The 17,467-nt window shown below is 63.8% G+C and carries 10 protein-coding genes; 5 read left to right on the top strand and 5 right to left on the bottom strand.

What is annotated here, in order from left to right:
• A partial coding sequence (locus ABJP42_RS16380) for a tetratricopeptide repeat protein (RefSeq protein WP_348342245.1) occupies positions 1-665 on the top strand: 665 nt, incomplete at its 5' end.
• Positions 662-1,954 carry an SEL1-like repeat protein gene (locus tag ABJP42_RS16375; protein ID WP_348342243.1) on the top strand — a complete coding sequence of 431 codons (1,293 nt, stop codon included), beginning with the start codon at positions 662-664 and terminating at the stop codon, positions 1,952-1,954. The genes ABJP42_RS16380 and ABJP42_RS16375, both read left to right, overlap by 4 nt.
• Positions 1,955-2,044: 90 nt before the next feature.
• Here ABJP42_RS16375 and ABJP42_RS16370 read toward each other — a convergent pair whose 3' ends face one another.
• From ABJP42_RS16370 to ABJP42_RS16350, 5 genes are all read right to left on the bottom strand, one after another.
• A complete protein-coding gene (locus ABJP42_RS16370; RefSeq protein WP_348342241.1) occupies positions 2,045-8,638 on the bottom strand; it encodes a beta strand repeat-containing protein in 6,594 nt (2,197 codons plus the stop codon).
• A 361-nt stretch (positions 8,639-8,999) separates the two neighbouring features.
• Complete coding sequence (locus tag ABJP42_RS16365; protein WP_348342239.1) at positions 9,000-12,242, bottom strand: FG-GAP-like repeat-containing protein; 3,243 nt, start codon at positions 12,240-12,242, stop codon at positions 9,000-9,002.
• Between the two features lie 254 nt (positions 12,243-12,496).
• Positions 12,497-13,720, bottom strand: coding sequence for a hypothetical protein (locus tag ABJP42_RS16360; RefSeq protein ID WP_348342237.1), 1,224 nt, complete (start codon positions 13,718-13,720; stop codon positions 12,497-12,499).
• 55 nt (positions 13,721-13,775) lie between these two features.
• A complete protein-coding gene (locus ABJP42_RS16355; protein WP_348342235.1) occupies positions 13,776-14,201 on the bottom strand; it encodes a hypothetical protein in 426 nt (141 codons plus the stop codon).
• 188 nt (positions 14,202-14,389) lie between these two features.
• The gene (locus ABJP42_RS16350; protein WP_348342233.1) at positions 14,390-15,505 is read right to left on the bottom strand and encodes a polysaccharide biosynthesis/export family protein; all 1,116 of its coding nucleotides are present in this window, start codon (positions 15,503-15,505) and stop codon (positions 14,390-14,392) included.
• Positions 15,506-15,609: 104 nt separating this feature from the next.
• Between ABJP42_RS16350 and ABJP42_RS16345 the strand changes: the two genes are divergently transcribed.
• From ABJP42_RS16345 to ABJP42_RS16335, 3 genes are all read left to right on the top strand, one after another.
• The gene (locus tag ABJP42_RS16345) at positions 15,610-16,560 is read left to right on the top strand and encodes an NAD-dependent epimerase/dehydratase family protein (protein WP_348342231.1); all 951 of its coding nucleotides are present in this window, start codon (positions 15,610-15,612) and stop codon (positions 16,558-16,560) included.
• Positions 16,560-17,171, top strand: coding sequence for a sugar transferase (locus ABJP42_RS16340; RefSeq protein WP_348342229.1), 612 nt, complete (start codon positions 16,560-16,562; stop codon positions 17,169-17,171). The genes ABJP42_RS16345 and ABJP42_RS16340 overlap by 1 nt, the downstream gene beginning before the upstream one ends.
• Positions 17,172-17,263: 92 nt before the next feature.
• Positions 17,264-17,467 (top strand): sugar phosphate nucleotidyltransferase (locus ABJP42_RS16335; RefSeq protein ID WP_348340385.1); only part of this gene is annotated, 204 nt, incomplete at its 3' end.

Raw genomic sequence — 17,467 nt, 5'->3', positions numbered from 1 at the left:
TGGGCCGTGACGGGGTTGCGGCCAATCCGCAACAGGCCTGGATGCTGCTGAGCCGCGCTGCTGCCGAAGGCGCGCCAGGGGCCAGCTATGCTCTGGGGCAGATGCTGGAACAGGGGTTGCACCAGCAGGCGGATTTCACTGCGGCGGTCAAAATGTACCGACAGGCGGTTGAACAGGGCAGTGCCCCGGCGCAGCAGCGCCTTGGCACCCTGGCCATGACCGGAGATCTTGACGGCATGATGGCGCCCCATCGCATGGTGCCCTGGGTGGCGCTTTTGGCTTCTGAAGACCTGCCGGAGGCCCGGAACTGGCTGCAGTTGCAGGCCGAGGCGGGGCTGCGTCCGGCGCAGGCCTCCTATGGGCAGGCGCTGCTGGCAAGTGGCGATGCCGAGGCGGCCGCGCCCTGGCTGACCCGCGCGGCCGAGGCGGGTGATGTGGAGGCTCAGCATCAGTTGGGACGCCTGTATATCCAGGGCGAGGGGCTGGCGCAGGACTATGTGCAGGCCCATAGCTGGCTCAATGTGGCGGCGGCGGGGGGCAGCACGGCGGCTTTTGAGATGCGCGCCGTGGTGGCGGATCTGATGACGCCGGAGCAGGTGGCTGAGGCCCAGGCACTGGCCCGGCAGTTCTTTGCCACTGCCAGGCCGGGCGGGGCGGGCGAATGACCCCGGCGCGCAGCCCGCAGCGCCTGCGCCTTATCCGGCAGATCGGGGTCTCTTTGCTGCTTTGGGGCGCTGCGGCGGCCCAGGCACAGGCGCAAGTACAGACACAACAAAGCGCTCCGCAGCGGGCGGTTCCAGTCCTGCAAGAGAGCGCCAATGCCTTTGATCAGCTGCGCGCCCAGGCCGAGGCAGGCCATGCTGAGGCGCAGTATCTGCTGGGGGATCAGCTGCAGCGCGGCCTGGGGCCTCTGCAGGATTATGCCGCGGCGGTGCAGTGGTTCCGCCTGGCCGCCGATCAGGGCGTCAGTGCCGCCCAAAGCCGTCTGGGACAGACCTATCTGCAGGGGCTTGGGGTGCCACGGGACCCGAGCCTGGCGCTGCACTGGCTGCAGCGGGCCGCCGCCTCCGGCCAGGCTGAACCGCTGTTCCACCTGGCCAGCCTGCTGGAACAGGGCCCTGAGGGCATCGCCGACCCCGCCCGCGCGGCGCAGCTTTATCGCCGGGCGGCGGATCTGGGCCACCTCGAGGCCGCCGTCAGCCTTGGGGTGCTCTATCAAAACGGCAGCGGGGTGGCGCAGGACCCGGGCCGGGCGCGCCAGCTTTATGAAGCACCGGCCGCAGCAGGCCATGCCCGGGCGCAGAACAATCTGGGCCTGATCTATGTCCGCGGCGCGGGGGTGGCACAGGATTACCTCCGGGCCGCAGAGCTGTTTCAGGCCGCCGCTGATCAGGGGCTGGTAATGGCGCTGAACAACCTGGGCACCCTTTATGAAAACGGCTTTGGCGTGGCGCTGGACGAGGCCCGCGCCGAGGCGCTCTATCGCCAGGCGGCGGATCTGGGCCGGGGGGGCGCTACGCTGATCAGCCGGACCCGCCCCGGTGCGATTTACCCTGCAGGGGTGGATTATCCGCAGACCACTGATGCAGCTCTTGCCGCCCTGCAGAGCCGCGCCCAGACCGGTGCGCCACTGGCGCAGTTCCAGCTTGGCTGGCTGATCCTGCAACCTGCAACAGTTGCGGAACCGGCGCTGCAGCGCCAGGCGGTGCAGCTGCTGCAGGCCGCAGCCCAGGCCGGGCAGGCCGAGGCCATGGGCAATCTGGCGCTGCTCTATGTCGAGGGACGGCTGCTGCCGCAGGACTATATGCTGGCCTATATGTGGCTGGTGCTGGCGATTGCTGCCGGCCAGCCAGAGGCACCAGCGCTGGCCAGCAGTCTGGCGGCGCAGATCCCGGCGGCGCAGATTGTCGAGGCCCAGCAGCGGGCCCGAACCCTGGTGCTGCAGCAGCCCTGAGACAGCGCTACCTACTGGGGCCTCAGCACGAAAAACCGCCGCCCCAATTGGAGCGGCGGTTTTCCTGAGCCTCTGCGGCGGCTGGCCTGATCAGAAGTCGAGGCGCAGCCCGTGTTCGAGCGTCAGCGAGTCTGTATCCGACTGTGGCATCGACAGGCGGGTCACCACCGCGCCCTGATCATTGGCAAAGCGGCGTTCGCGGTGCAGATCCAGGCTGAGCCGGTCGGTGGCATCGACCTTTTCATAGTCGATCTCAAAGCTGAAGCTGAGCCCGGTCATCGGGTTGAACAGCTCGTGGCTAAAGCCCAGCCCCAGCCCGCAGTCCAGATCGCTGTCATAGGAGGAGACCTCGCAGATCAGGCGCGGGGTCACGGCGATGCGGCTGGAGATGCCACGGGGATCCTCGCTGGCCAGACCGGCAAATTCCACCTCGGCAAAGAGCCGCCCGCCATCGTAGTTGGGCAGATCAATACTGCCGGTATTGACATGGCCCAGCTGCCGGGCGGTGACATCGGCATCGCCGACCAGCGCATAGGCCAGATCCAGGCCAATACGCGGGGTAATCACCATGCTCTCCAGTTTATGCTCCCCAGAAAGTGCAACCCCGGCATAGGCGGCGGCATATTCATAGCTGCCATCGGCCTGGATGGCGCCGGATCCGGTGGCAAAATTGAGATCAAAGCGGTGATGACCAAAGCCCCCGGCGGCATAGTAATCCAGGAACAGCCCCGCGCCCAGCCGGCGGGCGCCATAGAGCCCGGCATTGACGCCAATGCCATTGATATGGCCATCCGCCAGCCCGGTGACATTGGTCCGGGTGAGATAACCGCCCCAGAACTTGCCGCGCAGATCCCGTTCCGACAGGAAGCGCTCGCGCTGGTTGGCAAATTGCACCAGCCCCTGGGTGCCGATATTCTCGGTGCGCGACAGGCTGAAGCTGCCGGACAGAATATTGCGGCTGCCGGTGGCGCAATTATAGACATCATAGCCAAAATTACCCTTGCTCTGGCCGGTGCCGCCCTGGGTCTGGATGCTGCCATCGACGTCAAAACTGGCCAGGGCCCCACAGCCCAGGCCGTCCTCGCCCTCCTGCAGCCGTGACAGGGCCCCCTTGGCGATGCCGCTGAAATAGCGCTGCTGGGCAACAACGGTCTGCTCCAGATCGTTTTTCAGCACTGCGGTCAGCGGTGCCCGGATCTGGGCGATCAGATCATCAGAGACCGAGACCTGGGCCAGGGTCAGCGCAAAGGCATCATAGGCCAGATCCGCCGAGCTCACCGTGACGGTGGGCTGGCAGCTGTGGCTGCCCTCGGCGATATTGTCCTCAATGGCCGTGATGGTCAGGCTCTGGCTGCTGGCATAATTGACGCTGGTAAAGGTCAGCACCGCAGGGGAGACGTTGCACTGGGCATCGCCGGCAAAGGTGAGCACCACATTCTGCCCCGGTTGCCCCAACAGTCTGAACGACATCGCCGCAGTGTCGCTGCCGCCCTCGCTGGCGGTGAGATCATCATTGCTGACCGCAACAGAGGCGCTGTCATCATCAAACAGCGTGCTGCTGGCGATCAGATTGGCCGGGGTCGTAGAGAGCCGCACATCCGTCGCCCCGGAGGTGAGCGCGGTGAGGGTCAGGATCACGGTTTCACTGCCCTCGATCAGCCCGTCCTCGAGCACCGGCAGATCCACCGTGACCGAGGTGCTGCCCGCCGGGATGGTGACGCTGCCCGAGGGTGCGGTGTAATCCACCCCGGAGGTGGCGGTGCCGCTCATGGTATAGCTGATGACACTGTCCTGACCCGAAACCAGGGTCTGACTGATGGTAACAGTGATGCCATCGGTGGCCGCGCCATTGGCCTCGGCGCCGGTATCGCTGGTGCTGGCCGAGATCTCCTTGAAGACCTGGCAGCTGGTCATCGGGATATTATTGGCCAGCACATGGGGATCGCCCGCCTCAATCACAAAGGTATCGTAAAATACCGGGTTGGCCGCCAGGGAGGTATCCGCCAGCAGCCCGGTGGACCCCACCTGGGTCGAGCCCAGCACAGCCGGGTTGGCGGGCAGCAGCGTAGTCACATCCAAAGAGCCGGAAGTGAGCCGCGCGGTGCTGGCGACGCCAGAGCTGGGATAGCTATAGGCAACGCTATAGGTGCCGGGCACCAGGGCAAACCACTGGTATTCCCCGGTGGAGCCATCGCGCACGATATTGATGTTGTTGGAGATCCCGACCGAACTGTTGGAGCCGCTTGGCCCGGTGACGGTGATGCCGCCGCCCGAGAGGATCCGGCCATCGTCTTCGCAGTAGAAATAGCCCTGCGGATCATAATCGGCGCTGTCGACAATACCATCGCCATCGCGGTCGGCTGAGCTGCTTTCGAGATTGTCAGCGACGCCATCGCCATCGGTATCGGCAGGTGGGCTGGGGTCGGGCGTGCCGGTCAGATCCGCCTCAACGGTGAGGCTATTGCTGACCTGGTTGCCATTGCCGCCGCCATCTGTGGCGCTGTCGGCGGGCAGGCTGATCGTCACCGTGCCATCGTGATCCGGGGTGACGGTGACAGAATAGCTGGCGCCACTGCCCGACAGGCCAGAGGCCGTGCCATTGTCGATGGTGAAATCGGCCTCGGCCAGGCCGGTGACGCTGGCGCTGAAGCTCAGGGTGACCGCAAAGGCGCTGCTCTGGGCTGCTGCTGGCCCGGCCAGGGTGGCGCTGGGGCGGCTGGTGGTCTTGCTGGCGCTGTCGGTGATCACCGGGGCGACATGGCCCTGGCTGCCGGTCACCGTCACGGCCAGACCAATGGTGCCATCGCCGAGCCCGGAGAGATCCAGCCCGCTGACGGTTTCCGTGGTGCTGCTGATGCTGCCGCTGCCGGTGACGGCGCTGCCGCCGCCCGAGGAGGTCAGGCTATAGCTGTAGCTGGCCCCGACCTCGGCATTGGCAAAGGTAAAGCTGACGGCGCTCTGATTGGCCAGACCGATGGGGTCCTGATCCAGGGAGACGCTGGTGGCGGTGGCCACCAGGGTGGCCACGGCGGTGCTCGACAGGCCCAGCGAAGAGGTGAGATTGCCACTGGTATTGACATATGTGCCACCTACTGTGGCCTTCAGATCCACCGCGACACTGCAGCTGGCACCGGCCGGGGCCGTGCCACCGGTATAGGTGAGGGTGCTGCTGCCTGCCACCGCGGTGGCACTGCCGCCGCTGCAGGTCACCGCCAGATTGGGCGGGGTAGCGATAATCAGCCCGGCGGGCAGGCTATTGCTGAAATCCAGGCTTGAGGCCGCCAGGGCGGAACTGGTATTGTCGATGGTAAAGGTCGCGGTGCTGGTGCCGCCCTGGTTGATCGTTGCCGGAGAGACCGCCTGGGCAAAGCCGGGGGGCGGTTCCACGGAAAACCCGGCGCTGGCGGCATTGGCGGCAAAGGTGCCATTGGCGGTCAGGGTGCTGGTGGTGCTGGTATAGCTGCCCGGGGTGGCGGCAGCGGGCGCGGTGACCGTCAGGGTGATGGTGCAGCTTTCACTGGCGGCCAGTAGCCCGTTTTCGAGGCTGATCTGGCCGCTGCCGGAGACAGTTGATCCGGCGCCGCAGAGATTGCTGCCGGTGCCGCCGGAGACCACCATGCCGCTGAGCGCGCTGTCCAGATCATCGGAAAACCGCAGCCCCGACAGGCTGGTACTGCTGTCGGTATTGGTGATCACATAGGTCAGGGTGCTGCTGCCCGCCGGGGCCATGGCCGCCGGGGTAAAGCTCTTGGTGAAACTGGGCAGCTCAAAGGCGCTGATGGTGAGCGATGTGGTCGCCGCAGGGCCGCTGATGGTCAAGCCAGCGGCATCGCCGCTCACGGCGCTGGTGGAGCTTGAATAGATATTGGCGCTGGCGCCGCCGGGCACCGCGAGGCTGGCGCTGAAGCTGCAGCTGGCGCCAGCCGCGAGGCTGCCGGAGGTGAAGCCGAGCGTGCCGGTGCCGGTCAGGCCGGAGCCGGCGCCGCAGATATTGGACTGGCTGCCAGAGGTCGAGGCCAGCCCGGTGAGCAGCCCATCAAGATCATCGCTGAAAGCCAGATTGGCCAGCGCCTTGGTACTGTTGAGATTGGTCAGGGTGTAATTGACGGTCACCGTGCCGCCGGGGGCCGTCGGATCACTGCTATAGGATTTGACCAGCTGCACCAGGGCGGAATCCACCAGCAGTGTCTCGGTCATGGCAGGCAGGGCCACCGGGTTGCCCCCCACCGTTGCGGAGACGCTTGAGCTGAGCAGCTGGTAGCTGCCATCGCTGGCCCCGGCGGGCACCAGCAGGTCGACCGAGAAGCTGCAACTGTCTGAGGCCGGAATTTCCAGGCCGGTAAAAGTACCAAAGGTGGTGCCGCTGGCAGCGCTGCCGCCGCCACAAAAACCACCGGCAGGCAGGGCACTGGCCGCCAGACCCGAAAGGGCGGCGCTGTAGTTTTCCGTAAAGAACCCGGCGGTATAGGCGGCGCTGGGGTCTGGGTTGGTCAGCGTATAGGTCAGGGTCACGGTCTCGCCGGGCAGGGCTGAACTGGGGCTCAGACTATGGCTGCTCACCAGCGGCTGGGCGGTCAGCACCTGCAGGCTGTCACTGGCCGCCGGCACCGACAGGGCCTCGCCGCCGGCTGTGCCGGTCAGCGGGGTGCTGGTGGTGCTGGTATAGGTGCCATTGGCAGCCCCGCCGGGGATCGAAACGGTGGTGACGATGCTACAGCTGGCACCGGGGTCCAGGCTGCCGAGGGTATAGTCAAGGCGGCTATTGCCGGCAAAGAGCCCGGCGCTGCCGCCGCAGCCATTGCTGGTGATGCCCAGGGTGGTGCCCGTCAGGAAGCCATCAAGATCATCGCTGAAGCCGAGGCCGGTGGCCGTGGCGGGGGATTCCGCCGCCGAGGTGAGGGTATAGGTCAGGGTGGCGGTACCGCCGGCCCCCACCAGATCCTCGCTGAAGACCTTGACAAAGGTGAGATTGGCGCCGCCCTCCACCTGTAGGGTGGCACTGGCGGGCAGGGCGCTCACCGTGCTGCCGCCGACACTGGCGGTCAGGGTGCTGCTGCTGAAGGGATAGCTGCCCGGTGGCACCGCCGCGTCCACATTCAGGAGCAGGTCAAAGGTACAGCTGCTGCCCGCAGTGAGATTTGCCCCGGTGACGCTCAATTCAAATTCATCGAGATTTGGCACCGCCAGCGAGAAGGTGCTGCCTGCGCCGCAGTCCCCCGGGGAGGGCAGGGTATTCATCGAGACCCCGTTGCTGCCGGTGATGGCGCTGATGCCATCGGTAAAGGCCATGGCGCTGAGGGTCTGAGCGCTGTTGGGGTTGGTGATGGTATAGCGCAGGGTGGCGATGCCACCGGGGGCGGTGGGGGAGGCCACAAAGGCCTTGCTGAACTGCGGCGCCAAGCCGCCATCGCCCAGCACCCGCAGGGTGGTGCTGGCCACACGGCCGGTATAGGGGCTGCCATCCAGGTCCGCGCTGATGGCGCTGGTGCTATTGGTATAGACCCCCGAGGCAGCGGCGGCCGGCACCAGCAGAGTGACATCAAAATCGCAGCTGGCTTCGGCGGCCAGCGTCGCTCCGCTCAGGGTCAATGTGCTGCTGCCACTGAGGCTTGATCCCGGCCCGCAAAACCCATCTGCGGGCAGCGCTGTTGCCGCCAGCCCCGCCAGCATCGCGTTGAGATCATCACTGAAGCTGATATTGGTGGCAGTGGCGGTCCGGCTGGTATTGCTGAGGGCAAAATTCAGCGTCACAGAGGCGCCTGCGCTGGCCTGCGAAACATCGAAGCTTTTGACAAAGCCCAGCCCATCGGCAGGCGGGGTGTTGACGGTGAAATCAACCACCTTGGTCTCGGTTGTCACCGGGGAGCCAAAGCCCTCCGCTACCGTCAGCGTACTGCTCACCACATGGTCCGCCGGGGTGTCGCCGGTGATGACAGCGGTGATGGTACAGGAATAGGTTCCCTCGGCGTTCAGCGGGGTACCGTCAAAGCTGAGCACGCCGCTATCGGTATCTGCTGTCAGAACGCCAGAGCAGCCTGCTGTGGTGGTGCCGTCAAAGGGGTTGGTAAACTCCAACCCCGTCGGCAGGGTCATGTTCAGATCGGTGGTGCGCCAGTCCGCAAAGACAGGGGAGGCTGGGATCACCACATCAAAGGAATAGCTCAGGGTGGCGGTGCTGCCGGGATCCACGGCGCCGGGGCTGACCGAGGCGAGGAAATTATAAGCGCTGGCATTGACCACCAGATCATCGGTGGCAGTGCTGCTATTGCCCAGCGAGGAGGTCAGATCACCCGTGGTTAAGCTATGGGTGGTCACGGTGCTGGAGGTGACCGGCAGGGAAATCATACAGATCTGTCCGGCGCCCAGACGACCATCGCTCACGGTGATGCTGGCAGAGCCACTAACGGCGGTCAGACTGCTGTTGGTACAGCTATTGCTCTGGCTGCCGTCGGCAATGGTCACCCCGGTCGGCAGGGTGGCGCTAAAGGCCAGATCCGAGGCCCCGGTCGGGCCGGAACTGTTGTCGATGGTGAAGGTGAGAGAACTCTCCCCCCCAGCGGTGATACTGTCGGGGCTAAAGAGTGCCGTGAAACTCGGCGCCGCCTGCGCCTGGGCCAGACCGGGCAGCACCAGCAAAAAGCCTGCAACAAGCAGATGTGAAAAGCGGCGCAGCAAATCGGTCATGGGATATCCCGGCAGTATCAGAGGTCGTTGAAATCTAAATCAAACCCGCGCGCGGCAGCTTGCAGGGTCGCGCCATAGGGTAGGGCGGCAGGGCGGCGCACAGCAATGGCGCATTTTCAAAAGGACTAAATTTTCCCTGACTGTCGCAGATTGGCCAGTTTTTGCCGATGCAACCCAGGGGCGCAGTGGGATCCAGCGCGGCGCAGGGGAAATTTTCACCTGATTGCGGCGGGTTAGTCGGCCTGATCCCAGCCTGGCCTCAGCCGGAAAGGCGCGCCAGCGAATCCGCTGTCAGCGCGGCTCCGATGTTGATTCGGGCTTCAGTCAGGCCTGATTCTGTGGCGCTCAGCAGGCCGGGGGATCACTCGCGCTGGCGCCTCACCTGATAGAGGCTGCCAGCGCGCAGCGGCCCCTGGATCCGGGTCTCGCTGCCATCGGGCCAGCGGATGCGGGCGGCGTCAGCCACGTGCCCCGCGCCGAGGCCAAAATGCGCCCGTGGCGCATCATAGCTCATAAAGCCGCCGCCCAGCTGCAGATCGCGGCTCTGCACCAGACCCATCCCCGCTTCCGGGGGCATCTCCAGGCTGATACGGGCGCCGATCCCATCCCGGTTGCCCTGATGATCCTGCAGCTGAAACACCAGCCCGGGCTGCTGCGTGTTATTGCGAAACAGGGTCAGCGGGCCATTGACCGGATGGGTCACCAGATCCAGATCGCCATCCCCGTCCAGATCAAACTGGCTGGCGGCAGCGGTCATCAGGTAATCCTCCAGCCCCGCCGGCCCCGAGGCCTCTTCAAAACCGCCCTGGCCGCTATTGCGGAAGAACAGATTGGAGGGGGAGACCTCGTTGGGCACCCAGGTGCCATTGACAATATAAAGGTCCTGCCAGCCATCCTGATCATAATCCGCCACCTTGCTGTCCCAGCTCCAGCCGCCAACCTCGAGCCCGCGCGCCGGGGCGGTATCTGCGTAGCGCTGCCCCTGCCATTCCAGCAGCACATTGGCGCGCAGGATCTGCGGATGGCTGAGGGCAACCTCCTCGGCCAGGGGCGCACGGCTGGGTTTGAAATGCAGATCACAATAGGCCCGCGGCACTGCCTGATGGGCCGGGATCAGAGCACAAAGACTGGCATCGCGTTTCTGAATGGCCAGATCCTTGATCAACATGGCTTTGCACGCGCCCTGGTTGTGTTGATCCAGGGTCTGGCAGCGCGCCGCATAAGAAGGATCAAACCTGTTGCCGGATTTATACCAGCGCTTGATCGCCATGTTCTGCTGGCAGGTGGCCTTGGCGGCACTGTCCTCTATGGCTTCGCAATAAAGCCCGAGCGGTTGCATCTTCAGCCGCTCCGACACCCCGGAAGAGCGCCCGGCGATCTGGGCCAGATAGATCTCGGCGCGGCCATCATTGAACAGATCCGCCACCGAGACCGACATGGTGGTGGTGGTGGTATGGGGGATCAGCCCCTCGGGCTGGGTCAGCATGGTCAGATTGCCCTGGCCATCGCCGCGGTAAAAATAATCGGGGATGTCAAAATCATTGCCGACAATCAGATCCTGCGCCCCGTCGCCGTCAAAATCGCTGAACAGCACCGAGAGGGTCTCGCCGGGGATGCCGGGCAATTCGCGAAACAGGGTGCCGCTCAGCTGCCCATCGGGGTTGAAGATGACCCGGTTGCGGGATTCCTCGCCCGGAATGCGCCGGTACCAGCCCGCCGCCCAGTTCCCAAGCCCGAGATCAAGATAGCCATCGCCATCCAGATCGGCAAAGCTCAGCGCCATGGAGAGCGGGGTATCGGCGCGGTTCTGCACCAGGCGGGGCGGGGTGGCGCCAAAGCTGCCGCCATGGTTGCGCCACCAGAAATTGCCCTCCAGATAGCTGGCCAGGAACAGATCCTGCCAGCCGTCATTGTCGATATCCACCAGCACCGCGTTAAAGACATGCAGATCCGCCAGAGCGCCAAGATCCAGGGCCACCCGGGCAAACTGCCCGCTGCCGTCGTTTTTATATAGATAAAGCCCGACCTCGGTGGAGGCCACGGCCAGGTCGATATCGCCATCGCGGTCAAAATCGCCCGAGGACAGGCTGCGCCCCTCCCAAAAGGGCGGCCACATATCGCGCATGGAGAATTCCAACGGTTTGTCGATGCCGATACGCGCGGCCTCGGCGCGGCTGAACAGGGTTTCGCCCGCCGGGCTGGGCGGCGCCAGGGGCTGCATGGTGATCTTGATCTCTGCCGCATCCGCACTGGTGACCTGTGGCAGCGGCTCACCCGCTGGGGTGGTTTCAAGGGTGGCGGCCTGGGCGGCGCCCCAGAACAGGCTACCGCCGTTGGGGCTGGGAGATGTCAGGGCAGGGGTCTGTGGCGCCGCCTGGCTTTGCAGCAACATCTCCAGGGCGCGCTGGCTTTGCCAGTGGTGATAGCCCTGGGCACCGAGCCCGGCCAGCACCCCGAGGCTGGCAATGGCCAAGGCCATCAGCCCGGCCAGCCGCAGCCCCAGCATCTGCCGGATGATAAAGAAGGAATAGATCGAAAAACTGCCTAAGGTAAGCAGCAGCGCCATGACATAGCCCTGGGCCAGGCCGCTGGCGATCAAGACACCGCAGAGCACCACGTCAAACCCCATGGGCACCGGCAGGAACAGCCCCACCAGGGCAATCACCACCAGGAGGCCAAAGGCAAAGGGCAGCCCGGTGATCAGATCGGCGGGCAAAAGCGTGGCCACCAGCGCGCCGAGAAACCCGGCCGCCAGCATCAAGGGCACGGTCAGCCGCAGCAGATACCACAGATTGCCCAGATAGGATTTTGTCACCTCCCAAAGCGCCCGCAGCAGGCCTTCGCCTGAACTGTCTTTACCTGTGCTGTCTTCAGCTGTCGCCAGCTCCGCCGCGCTCCAGCTCTGTGGTGGTGGGGGCGGGATACTGGCGGCGGCTGAGATCCCCGGTTGATCGGCAGCGGGCAGCAAGCGGCAGAGCAGTGGCACCAGGCCGAGGATCACCACCAGCGACAGCGCCACCTTCACCACCACCATATAAAGCGGCACCAGCGTCAGCAGCATGGTCAGCACCACAAAGTTCAGGCTGGGAGAGGCCACCATGGCGGCCAGCGCGGTTTCCGCCCGCATGCCAGAGGCATAGAGCCCGCGGCCAATGGGGGCGGCGCAATTGGCACAGACCCCGAGCGGCGCGCCAAGCCCCAGGCCCAGGAGGGAATTGGCCAGGCGGCTGTCAAAGCTGCGACGGCGCAGATAGCCCAGGGCGGTCATAAAACCGGCGCCAAACAACAGGCCAAATGTCATCCCCTGCTTATTGGTATAAAGCCAGTTCAGGGTTGAATAAAACACCCGCTCAATCAGGCTCATGCTGGCGTTGAGGGGGAATCTGGCCTCAAAACTCAGCGGGTCTTCGAGCTGGATTGCGCCTGACATCAGCAGTTTTTCATTCAGCGCCGGATAGCGCGACCCGGTCCAGAACAGCCAGCAGAGCAGCCCGAGAAACAGCACCGAGAGGGCAAAGCGCAGCCCAAAGCGGATGCCAAATCGGGCGCCGAGGGCAGCGGTGCCCCCCCGTGGCGAGGGGCTGGACAGGGGCTTTGCAGGCACGGGGTTCTCGCAGTCTTGGATCAGGCAGTCTTGGGTCAGAATGGCCGCTGTTGCCAGGCGGCCTCATAAGGGGGCTGGGCTCAGGCTAGAGCCCGCCGCCGCCCTTGCCAAGCGGCTTCGTGACGCGGGCCAGAGCGGATTTGTGAAGGGACAGCACATGAAAAACGCGCGCCCTCGGGCGCGCGCAGATATTCCCGAACCAGTCCTTGTCTTTGTCCTCAGCGCTCCCGCACCAGGGCCAAGGACTGTTCGCTTCAGCCTTCGTTCAGGCGGGTTTCCAGCTCGGAAATCCGGCTGTTCAGCTGTTCGATATAGATATGTGCGGTTTCCAGCTCGTTCAGCATCCGCAGCATTTTCTCCGAGACATTGACAGGAATGCCCGGACCGGTTGGGCCCACAGCCGGCAGGTGCTTATCGGCCCACATCTCGGCGGCGTGCTCTTCGATCGAGGGCACCTGATAGACCTCGGGGTCAAACACCGCGTCACAGGGATCTACAGCCGTACAGGCGCCGCCACCGCCGGTGGTGATCAGATTGCCGGGGATAATCATATTGCCGTTTTCAAACAGTTCCATCTCGGCGACGCCGGTGCCGTCAAAGGACAGCCGGAAGGTGCCATCGGCCAGCACCATTTTGAGATCGGGACCGACATGAGAGCTGTCAGAGAGCAGAACATTCACCAGCCCTGCATTGGAGAGTTTGACGCTGCCGCCGCCATCAACCAGCAGATTGCCGCCGCCAGTGATATGGGTATCCCCGCGCACTTCCATCAGGGCGGTCGGGGCGGTGGCAGTATCGGTGCTTTCGATCAGCATACCATTGCCAAGGAGATGCAGCCCGGCATCCGGGGAGGCTGTGCCCAGGCCCACATCACCATCGGTATCGACATAAAGCGCATTGTTGGGAGCCGCGGGACGGATCTTGAATGGGATACGGCTGCCATTGGTGGCATCGCGAACAAAGAAATTGGTCTCATTGCCGGCCACATCCCAGCTCTGTGGGGTAAAGCCGGAAGAACCATCCTGCTCCAGGCGCAGGGCCGGACTGTTGCCCCCTCTCACATGCAGATCAAGAACCGGGGTCGCGGTGCCAAAGCCCACATGGCCGGAATTTTGGACAAAGACCGAATGTGAGGGCGCGCCGGAAATGATGGTCAAGGGGGTCTGGCTGGTATCGATGTTATCAACCGAGAATTTGTTCTGCCCGCCATTACCGCTGTCATTGAAAGTCAGCTGCCAGTCCACGGTGGGGAAGCTGGAGGTGGTTGAGGTATCCACGGCGTGGATGCGCAGGTTGTTTTCCTTCATCCGGATGGTGTCAAAGCCAAAGCTCTCGCCGTTGACACAGTCGTTCCCGACACAGATGCTTTGGTTAACGATCAAATCATCAAGGATCACCTGATCCGCCTGGGCGGTTCCGGCCATCAGGCCCAGGCTGCTGACACCTGCAATGAGACCGCGCTGAAGTGAAAATACCATCTGAAAATTCCTTTGTGATGCGGCGCAGATCTGGCTGCGGCGCGGCGTGTTGGGGTCAGTCTTCCTGGATCTCTTCGGGGGTGATAATCACCCCGCGCGAGACCACAAAAGACCCATTCATGTAAAAGGCCTTGGCCTGTGAACTGGCGATTTCTGCCCGGCCATTGTCGATCGGGTTGGCGATCTCGACCTGCTCCTCGGTGGCGGCCTTCAGCTCGTAGCGATAGATGCCATCCAGGGTGGCGCCGCGCTCCAGCTCAAAAACCGGGGTGCCAGAGGCCGCAAAGACTTCGGTCACCTTGCCATTGGGCGCAGAGACCACCAGCTGCGCATTGCTGAGGCCAGACCAGTTTTCAAACCAAACGGCGTTGGAATTATGTTGTTCGACCGGGTCCACAGTCAGGGCGGTCGCGGCGGTGGCCAGGCCAAGGCCCAGACTCAGGCCCAGCCCGATCAGGCGAGATCTTGTTGCATATGGCATCGTCTAAGGCCTCTCCTTCGGAACATCCTGTTGGCATGGCGTGCAGAGTTCCGGCCCCGTGTTGGCGTAACCGCGCCTGCAATCTGCGTAAGACTAAAGGAAAAATTTAAACTTTTTAAGGTTTTTTTTACCCACAGGAAAATTGCCCGACACCAAGATCAGGCGGGAACAGGCTGTGCCGCGCTCTTCTACAAAAGACCGGCACTGCTGAAGACCCCGAAGAAGTTACCGATGATATTGGAGATGGTCAGCGCATCATTGATCGGCGATTCCGTTGCGATCACCAGATCTCCTGGGTTGATCTGGAATTGCCGGGCCGAAAACAGCCCATCCGCCGAGGTCAGATCCAGGCTGAACACCACCCGGGTCTGGCGCGGGCCCCGCACCCCAGGGGCCACCGCACCATCGGTATATTCGCGCAGCACCAGCAGGCCCTGCGGGTCCGCCCGACCATCCTGAAAGCCGCCAGAGATCGACATCGCATCCATCGCCGACATCTCATCCTTGGAGAAGATATGCAGATCTTCCTTGCCGGTGGCGCCAAAGGAGAGGAAATAGCGCTCATCCTCTTCGACAAAGACCCGGTCGCCGCCGCGCAGCAGGGTGTCGCGGCGCGGATCATTCAGCAGCGCATCCACCGAGGTGCCATAGATGCTCTGGCCGCGCACCAGGCGGATCTGCGGATTGTTCAGGCTGGCGCTGATACCGCCGCCCATGGAGATCAGCCCCATCACCGAAAAATTCCGGTTTGGCATCGGATAGGTGCCGGGATTGGCCACACCGCTGACCAGATCCACCGAATTGTTGCGCCCCTCGGCCATATCCAGCTGCAGCTGCGCCGAGGGCACGATGCTCTCCAGCTCTGTCTGCAACCGTTCGCGGGCCAGTTCCGGCGTCAGCCCCAGCACATTCACATTGCCCACATAGGGCATAAAGATGGTGCCATTGGCCGCCACCCGCACATCCTGCAGCTGCACCATTTTCTCCTCAACCGAGGTGAGCAGGGAGTTGTCGCTGCTGTCCCAGATCCGCAGGGTCAGCTTGTCGCCGGGCTGAATGATCTGAGTCTTGGCGCCATTGCTGGCATTGATCCAGCCCAGCCGCTCCTGTTTGCCGGTGGCGGGCCATTGCGCCACCGTTGGCAGGAAGGCGCGATTGACCGCATAGAGCGCAAAATCCGCATTGGCATCCGCCGATTGCTTGAGAATCTCTTCGCTGGCGGGGGCCCCGCCGGGCAGACGCCCGCAGGCCACTGGCAACAAGAGAAGGCTGACAGCAGCAAGCAGGGGAAACAGATAGCGCATAGAGGCTCTTTTCAGGAATGGTCTTGATTTTTGGTGTCCGCAAGATACTGGGCTAGGACAGCGCGTCAACTACAGGGCGCACTTCGTACAAACAGAGGCGATATATGGGTTTTCCGGTCACAGTTGTTCTTGGCGCTTCGGGGCGGATTGGCACCCTGCTGCGGCACTGCTGGCCGCAGCTCTACAGCAGTCCGGAAATAGCCAGCGCCCTCCGCTGGCAAAGCCGACGCCCCCTCCCGCCCTCTCTTCTCCCTGTGACCACGGCTGAGCACATCGCCCTGCTGGATCCGCTGACCGATCCCAAAGGCCTTGCGGCGCTGATCTCGGGCGCCGATCAGGTGCTCTGCCTGGCGGGGGCGATTCCGGGGCGCGGCGGCGATCTGGCGGATAATGCCCGGCTTGCCTGCGCCACGGTGCAGGCCGCGGCGCGGGCAGCTGAGACCTCGGGGCGCCCGGCGCCGCGGGTGCTGCTCAGCTCTTCGGCGGCCATCTATGGCAATCAGCCGGGGGTGTTGGCCGAGGACTGCGCGCCCAACCCCGCCAATGCCTATGGGCAGGCCAAGCTGGAGATGGAGCAGCAGGCCCAGGCCCTCGGCGCAGAGCTGGGGGTGCCGGTCACCGCGCTGCGCATTGGCAATATCGCCGGGCTGGACGCGATCCTTGGCGGCTGGCAGCCAGGCTTTTGCCTCGATCAGTTTGCCGATGGGCGCAGCCCGCGGCGCAGCTATATCGGCCCGCGCAGCCTGGCCGAGATCCTGGCCCGGCTGCTCTGCACTCCGGATCTGCCCGCAGCGCTGAACCTGGCCCAGCCCGGCCTGGTGGAGATGGCGGATCTGCTGCGCGCCGCCGCTCTGCCCTTTGACCGGTGCCCGGCGCCTGCGACGGCCATTGCCGAGGTCGCCCTCGATCTGCAGCTCCTGATGCGGATACTGGGTCAGATCCCGCAGGCGGATGCGGCGCAGATGCAGGCGGAATGGTCCATGATAGAGCCTGTTTTTGCCAAGAAACCAGCCGGTCCCAAAGACCCTATCCAAAGCAAGGAGCCGCGCAGCTGATGACCTGGCGCAAACGTCTTTTTGATCTCTTCTTTGTCACCCTGCTGATCGTGATCCTCGGGCCCATCCTGCTGGCGGTGCTGCTCTGGCTGTTGTGGAAAGAGGGGCGGCCGGTGTTTTATATCGCCGAGCGGATGACCACCCCGACACGGGGCTTTGGCCTGTGGAAACTGCGCACCATGACCCTTGCGCAGGACGACACCGGGGTCTCGGGGGGCGACAAGGCCGCCCGCATCACCGCAACCGGCGCCTGGCTGCGCTCCAAACGCCTGGATGAGTTTCCGCAGCTGTGGAATATCCTCAAGGGGGATCTCTCCTTTGTCGGGCCACGGCCGCCGCTGCGGCAATATGTCGAAGCCAACCCCGAGATCTACAGCGCGGTGCTGAAATCGCGCCCCGGCGTCACCGGTCTGGCCTCGATCACCTATCACAAACATGAGGCGGCGCTTTTGGCGCGCTGCACCACCGCCGAGGAAACCGATGCGGTCTATAGCCGGGTCTGCATCCCCGCCAAGGCGCGGCTGGATCTGATCTACCAACGCCATCAGAACATGTGTTTTGACTTTGATCTGGTGTTTCAGACCATTGGCAATATCTTCCGGCGCGGGTAAGGCGCGGGCCACTGGTTTTGCTTTGTCGCGGCAGCTATGGCAGAAACGACGGGTAACCCGTATTTTTGTAGTTATTTTTCAGGACATCTCTCATGCGTAAAAAAGTGACCAAAGCGATTTTTCCGGTTGCCGGTCTTGGCACCCGGTTTTTGCCCGCGACCAAATCGGTGCCCAAGGAAATCATGACCCTGGTGGACCGCCCTTTGGTGCAATATGCCATCGACGAGGCGCGCGCCGCCGGGATCAAGGAATTCATCTTTGTCACCTCGCGCGGCAAGGGCGCGCTGGAGGATTAT

It is taken from the genome of Pseudophaeobacter sp. (assembly GCF_039971195.1).
Classification (GTDB): Bacteria; Pseudomonadota; Alphaproteobacteria; order Rhodobacterales; family Rhodobacteraceae; genus Pseudophaeobacter.
Note: the sequence above shows the minus strand (reverse complement) of the source record. Positions and strands in the feature narration are given on the sequence as shown.

What these genes read in the sequence shown, in the direction of transcription:
- ABJP42_RS16375 (WP_348342243.1), top strand. Translation starts at nt 662, where the DNA reads ATGACCCCGGCGCGCAGCCCGCAGCGCCTGCGCCTTATCCGGCAGATC.
- ABJP42_RS16370 (WP_348342241.1), bottom strand. Translation starts at nt 8,638, where the DNA reads ATGACCGATTTGCTGCGCCGCTTTTCACATCTGCTTGTTGCAGGCTTT.
- ABJP42_RS16360 (WP_348342237.1), bottom strand. Translation starts at nt 13,720, where the DNA reads ATGGTATTTTCACTTCAGCGCGGTCTCATTGCAGGTGTCAGCAGCCTG.
- ABJP42_RS16355 (WP_348342235.1), bottom strand. Translation starts at nt 14,201, where the DNA reads ATGCCATATGCAACAAGATCTCGCCTGATCGGGCTGGGCCTGAGTCTG.
- ABJP42_RS16350 (WP_348342233.1), bottom strand. Translation starts at nt 15,505, where the DNA reads ATGCGCTATCTGTTTCCCCTGCTTGCTGCTGTCAGCCTTCTCTTGTTG.
- ABJP42_RS16345 (WP_348342231.1), top strand. Translation starts at nt 15,610, where the DNA reads ATGGGTTTTCCGGTCACAGTTGTTCTTGGCGCTTCGGGGCGGATTGGC.
- ABJP42_RS16340 (WP_348342229.1), top strand. Translation starts at nt 16,560, where the DNA reads ATGACCTGGCGCAAACGTCTTTTTGATCTCTTCTTTGTCACCCTGCTG.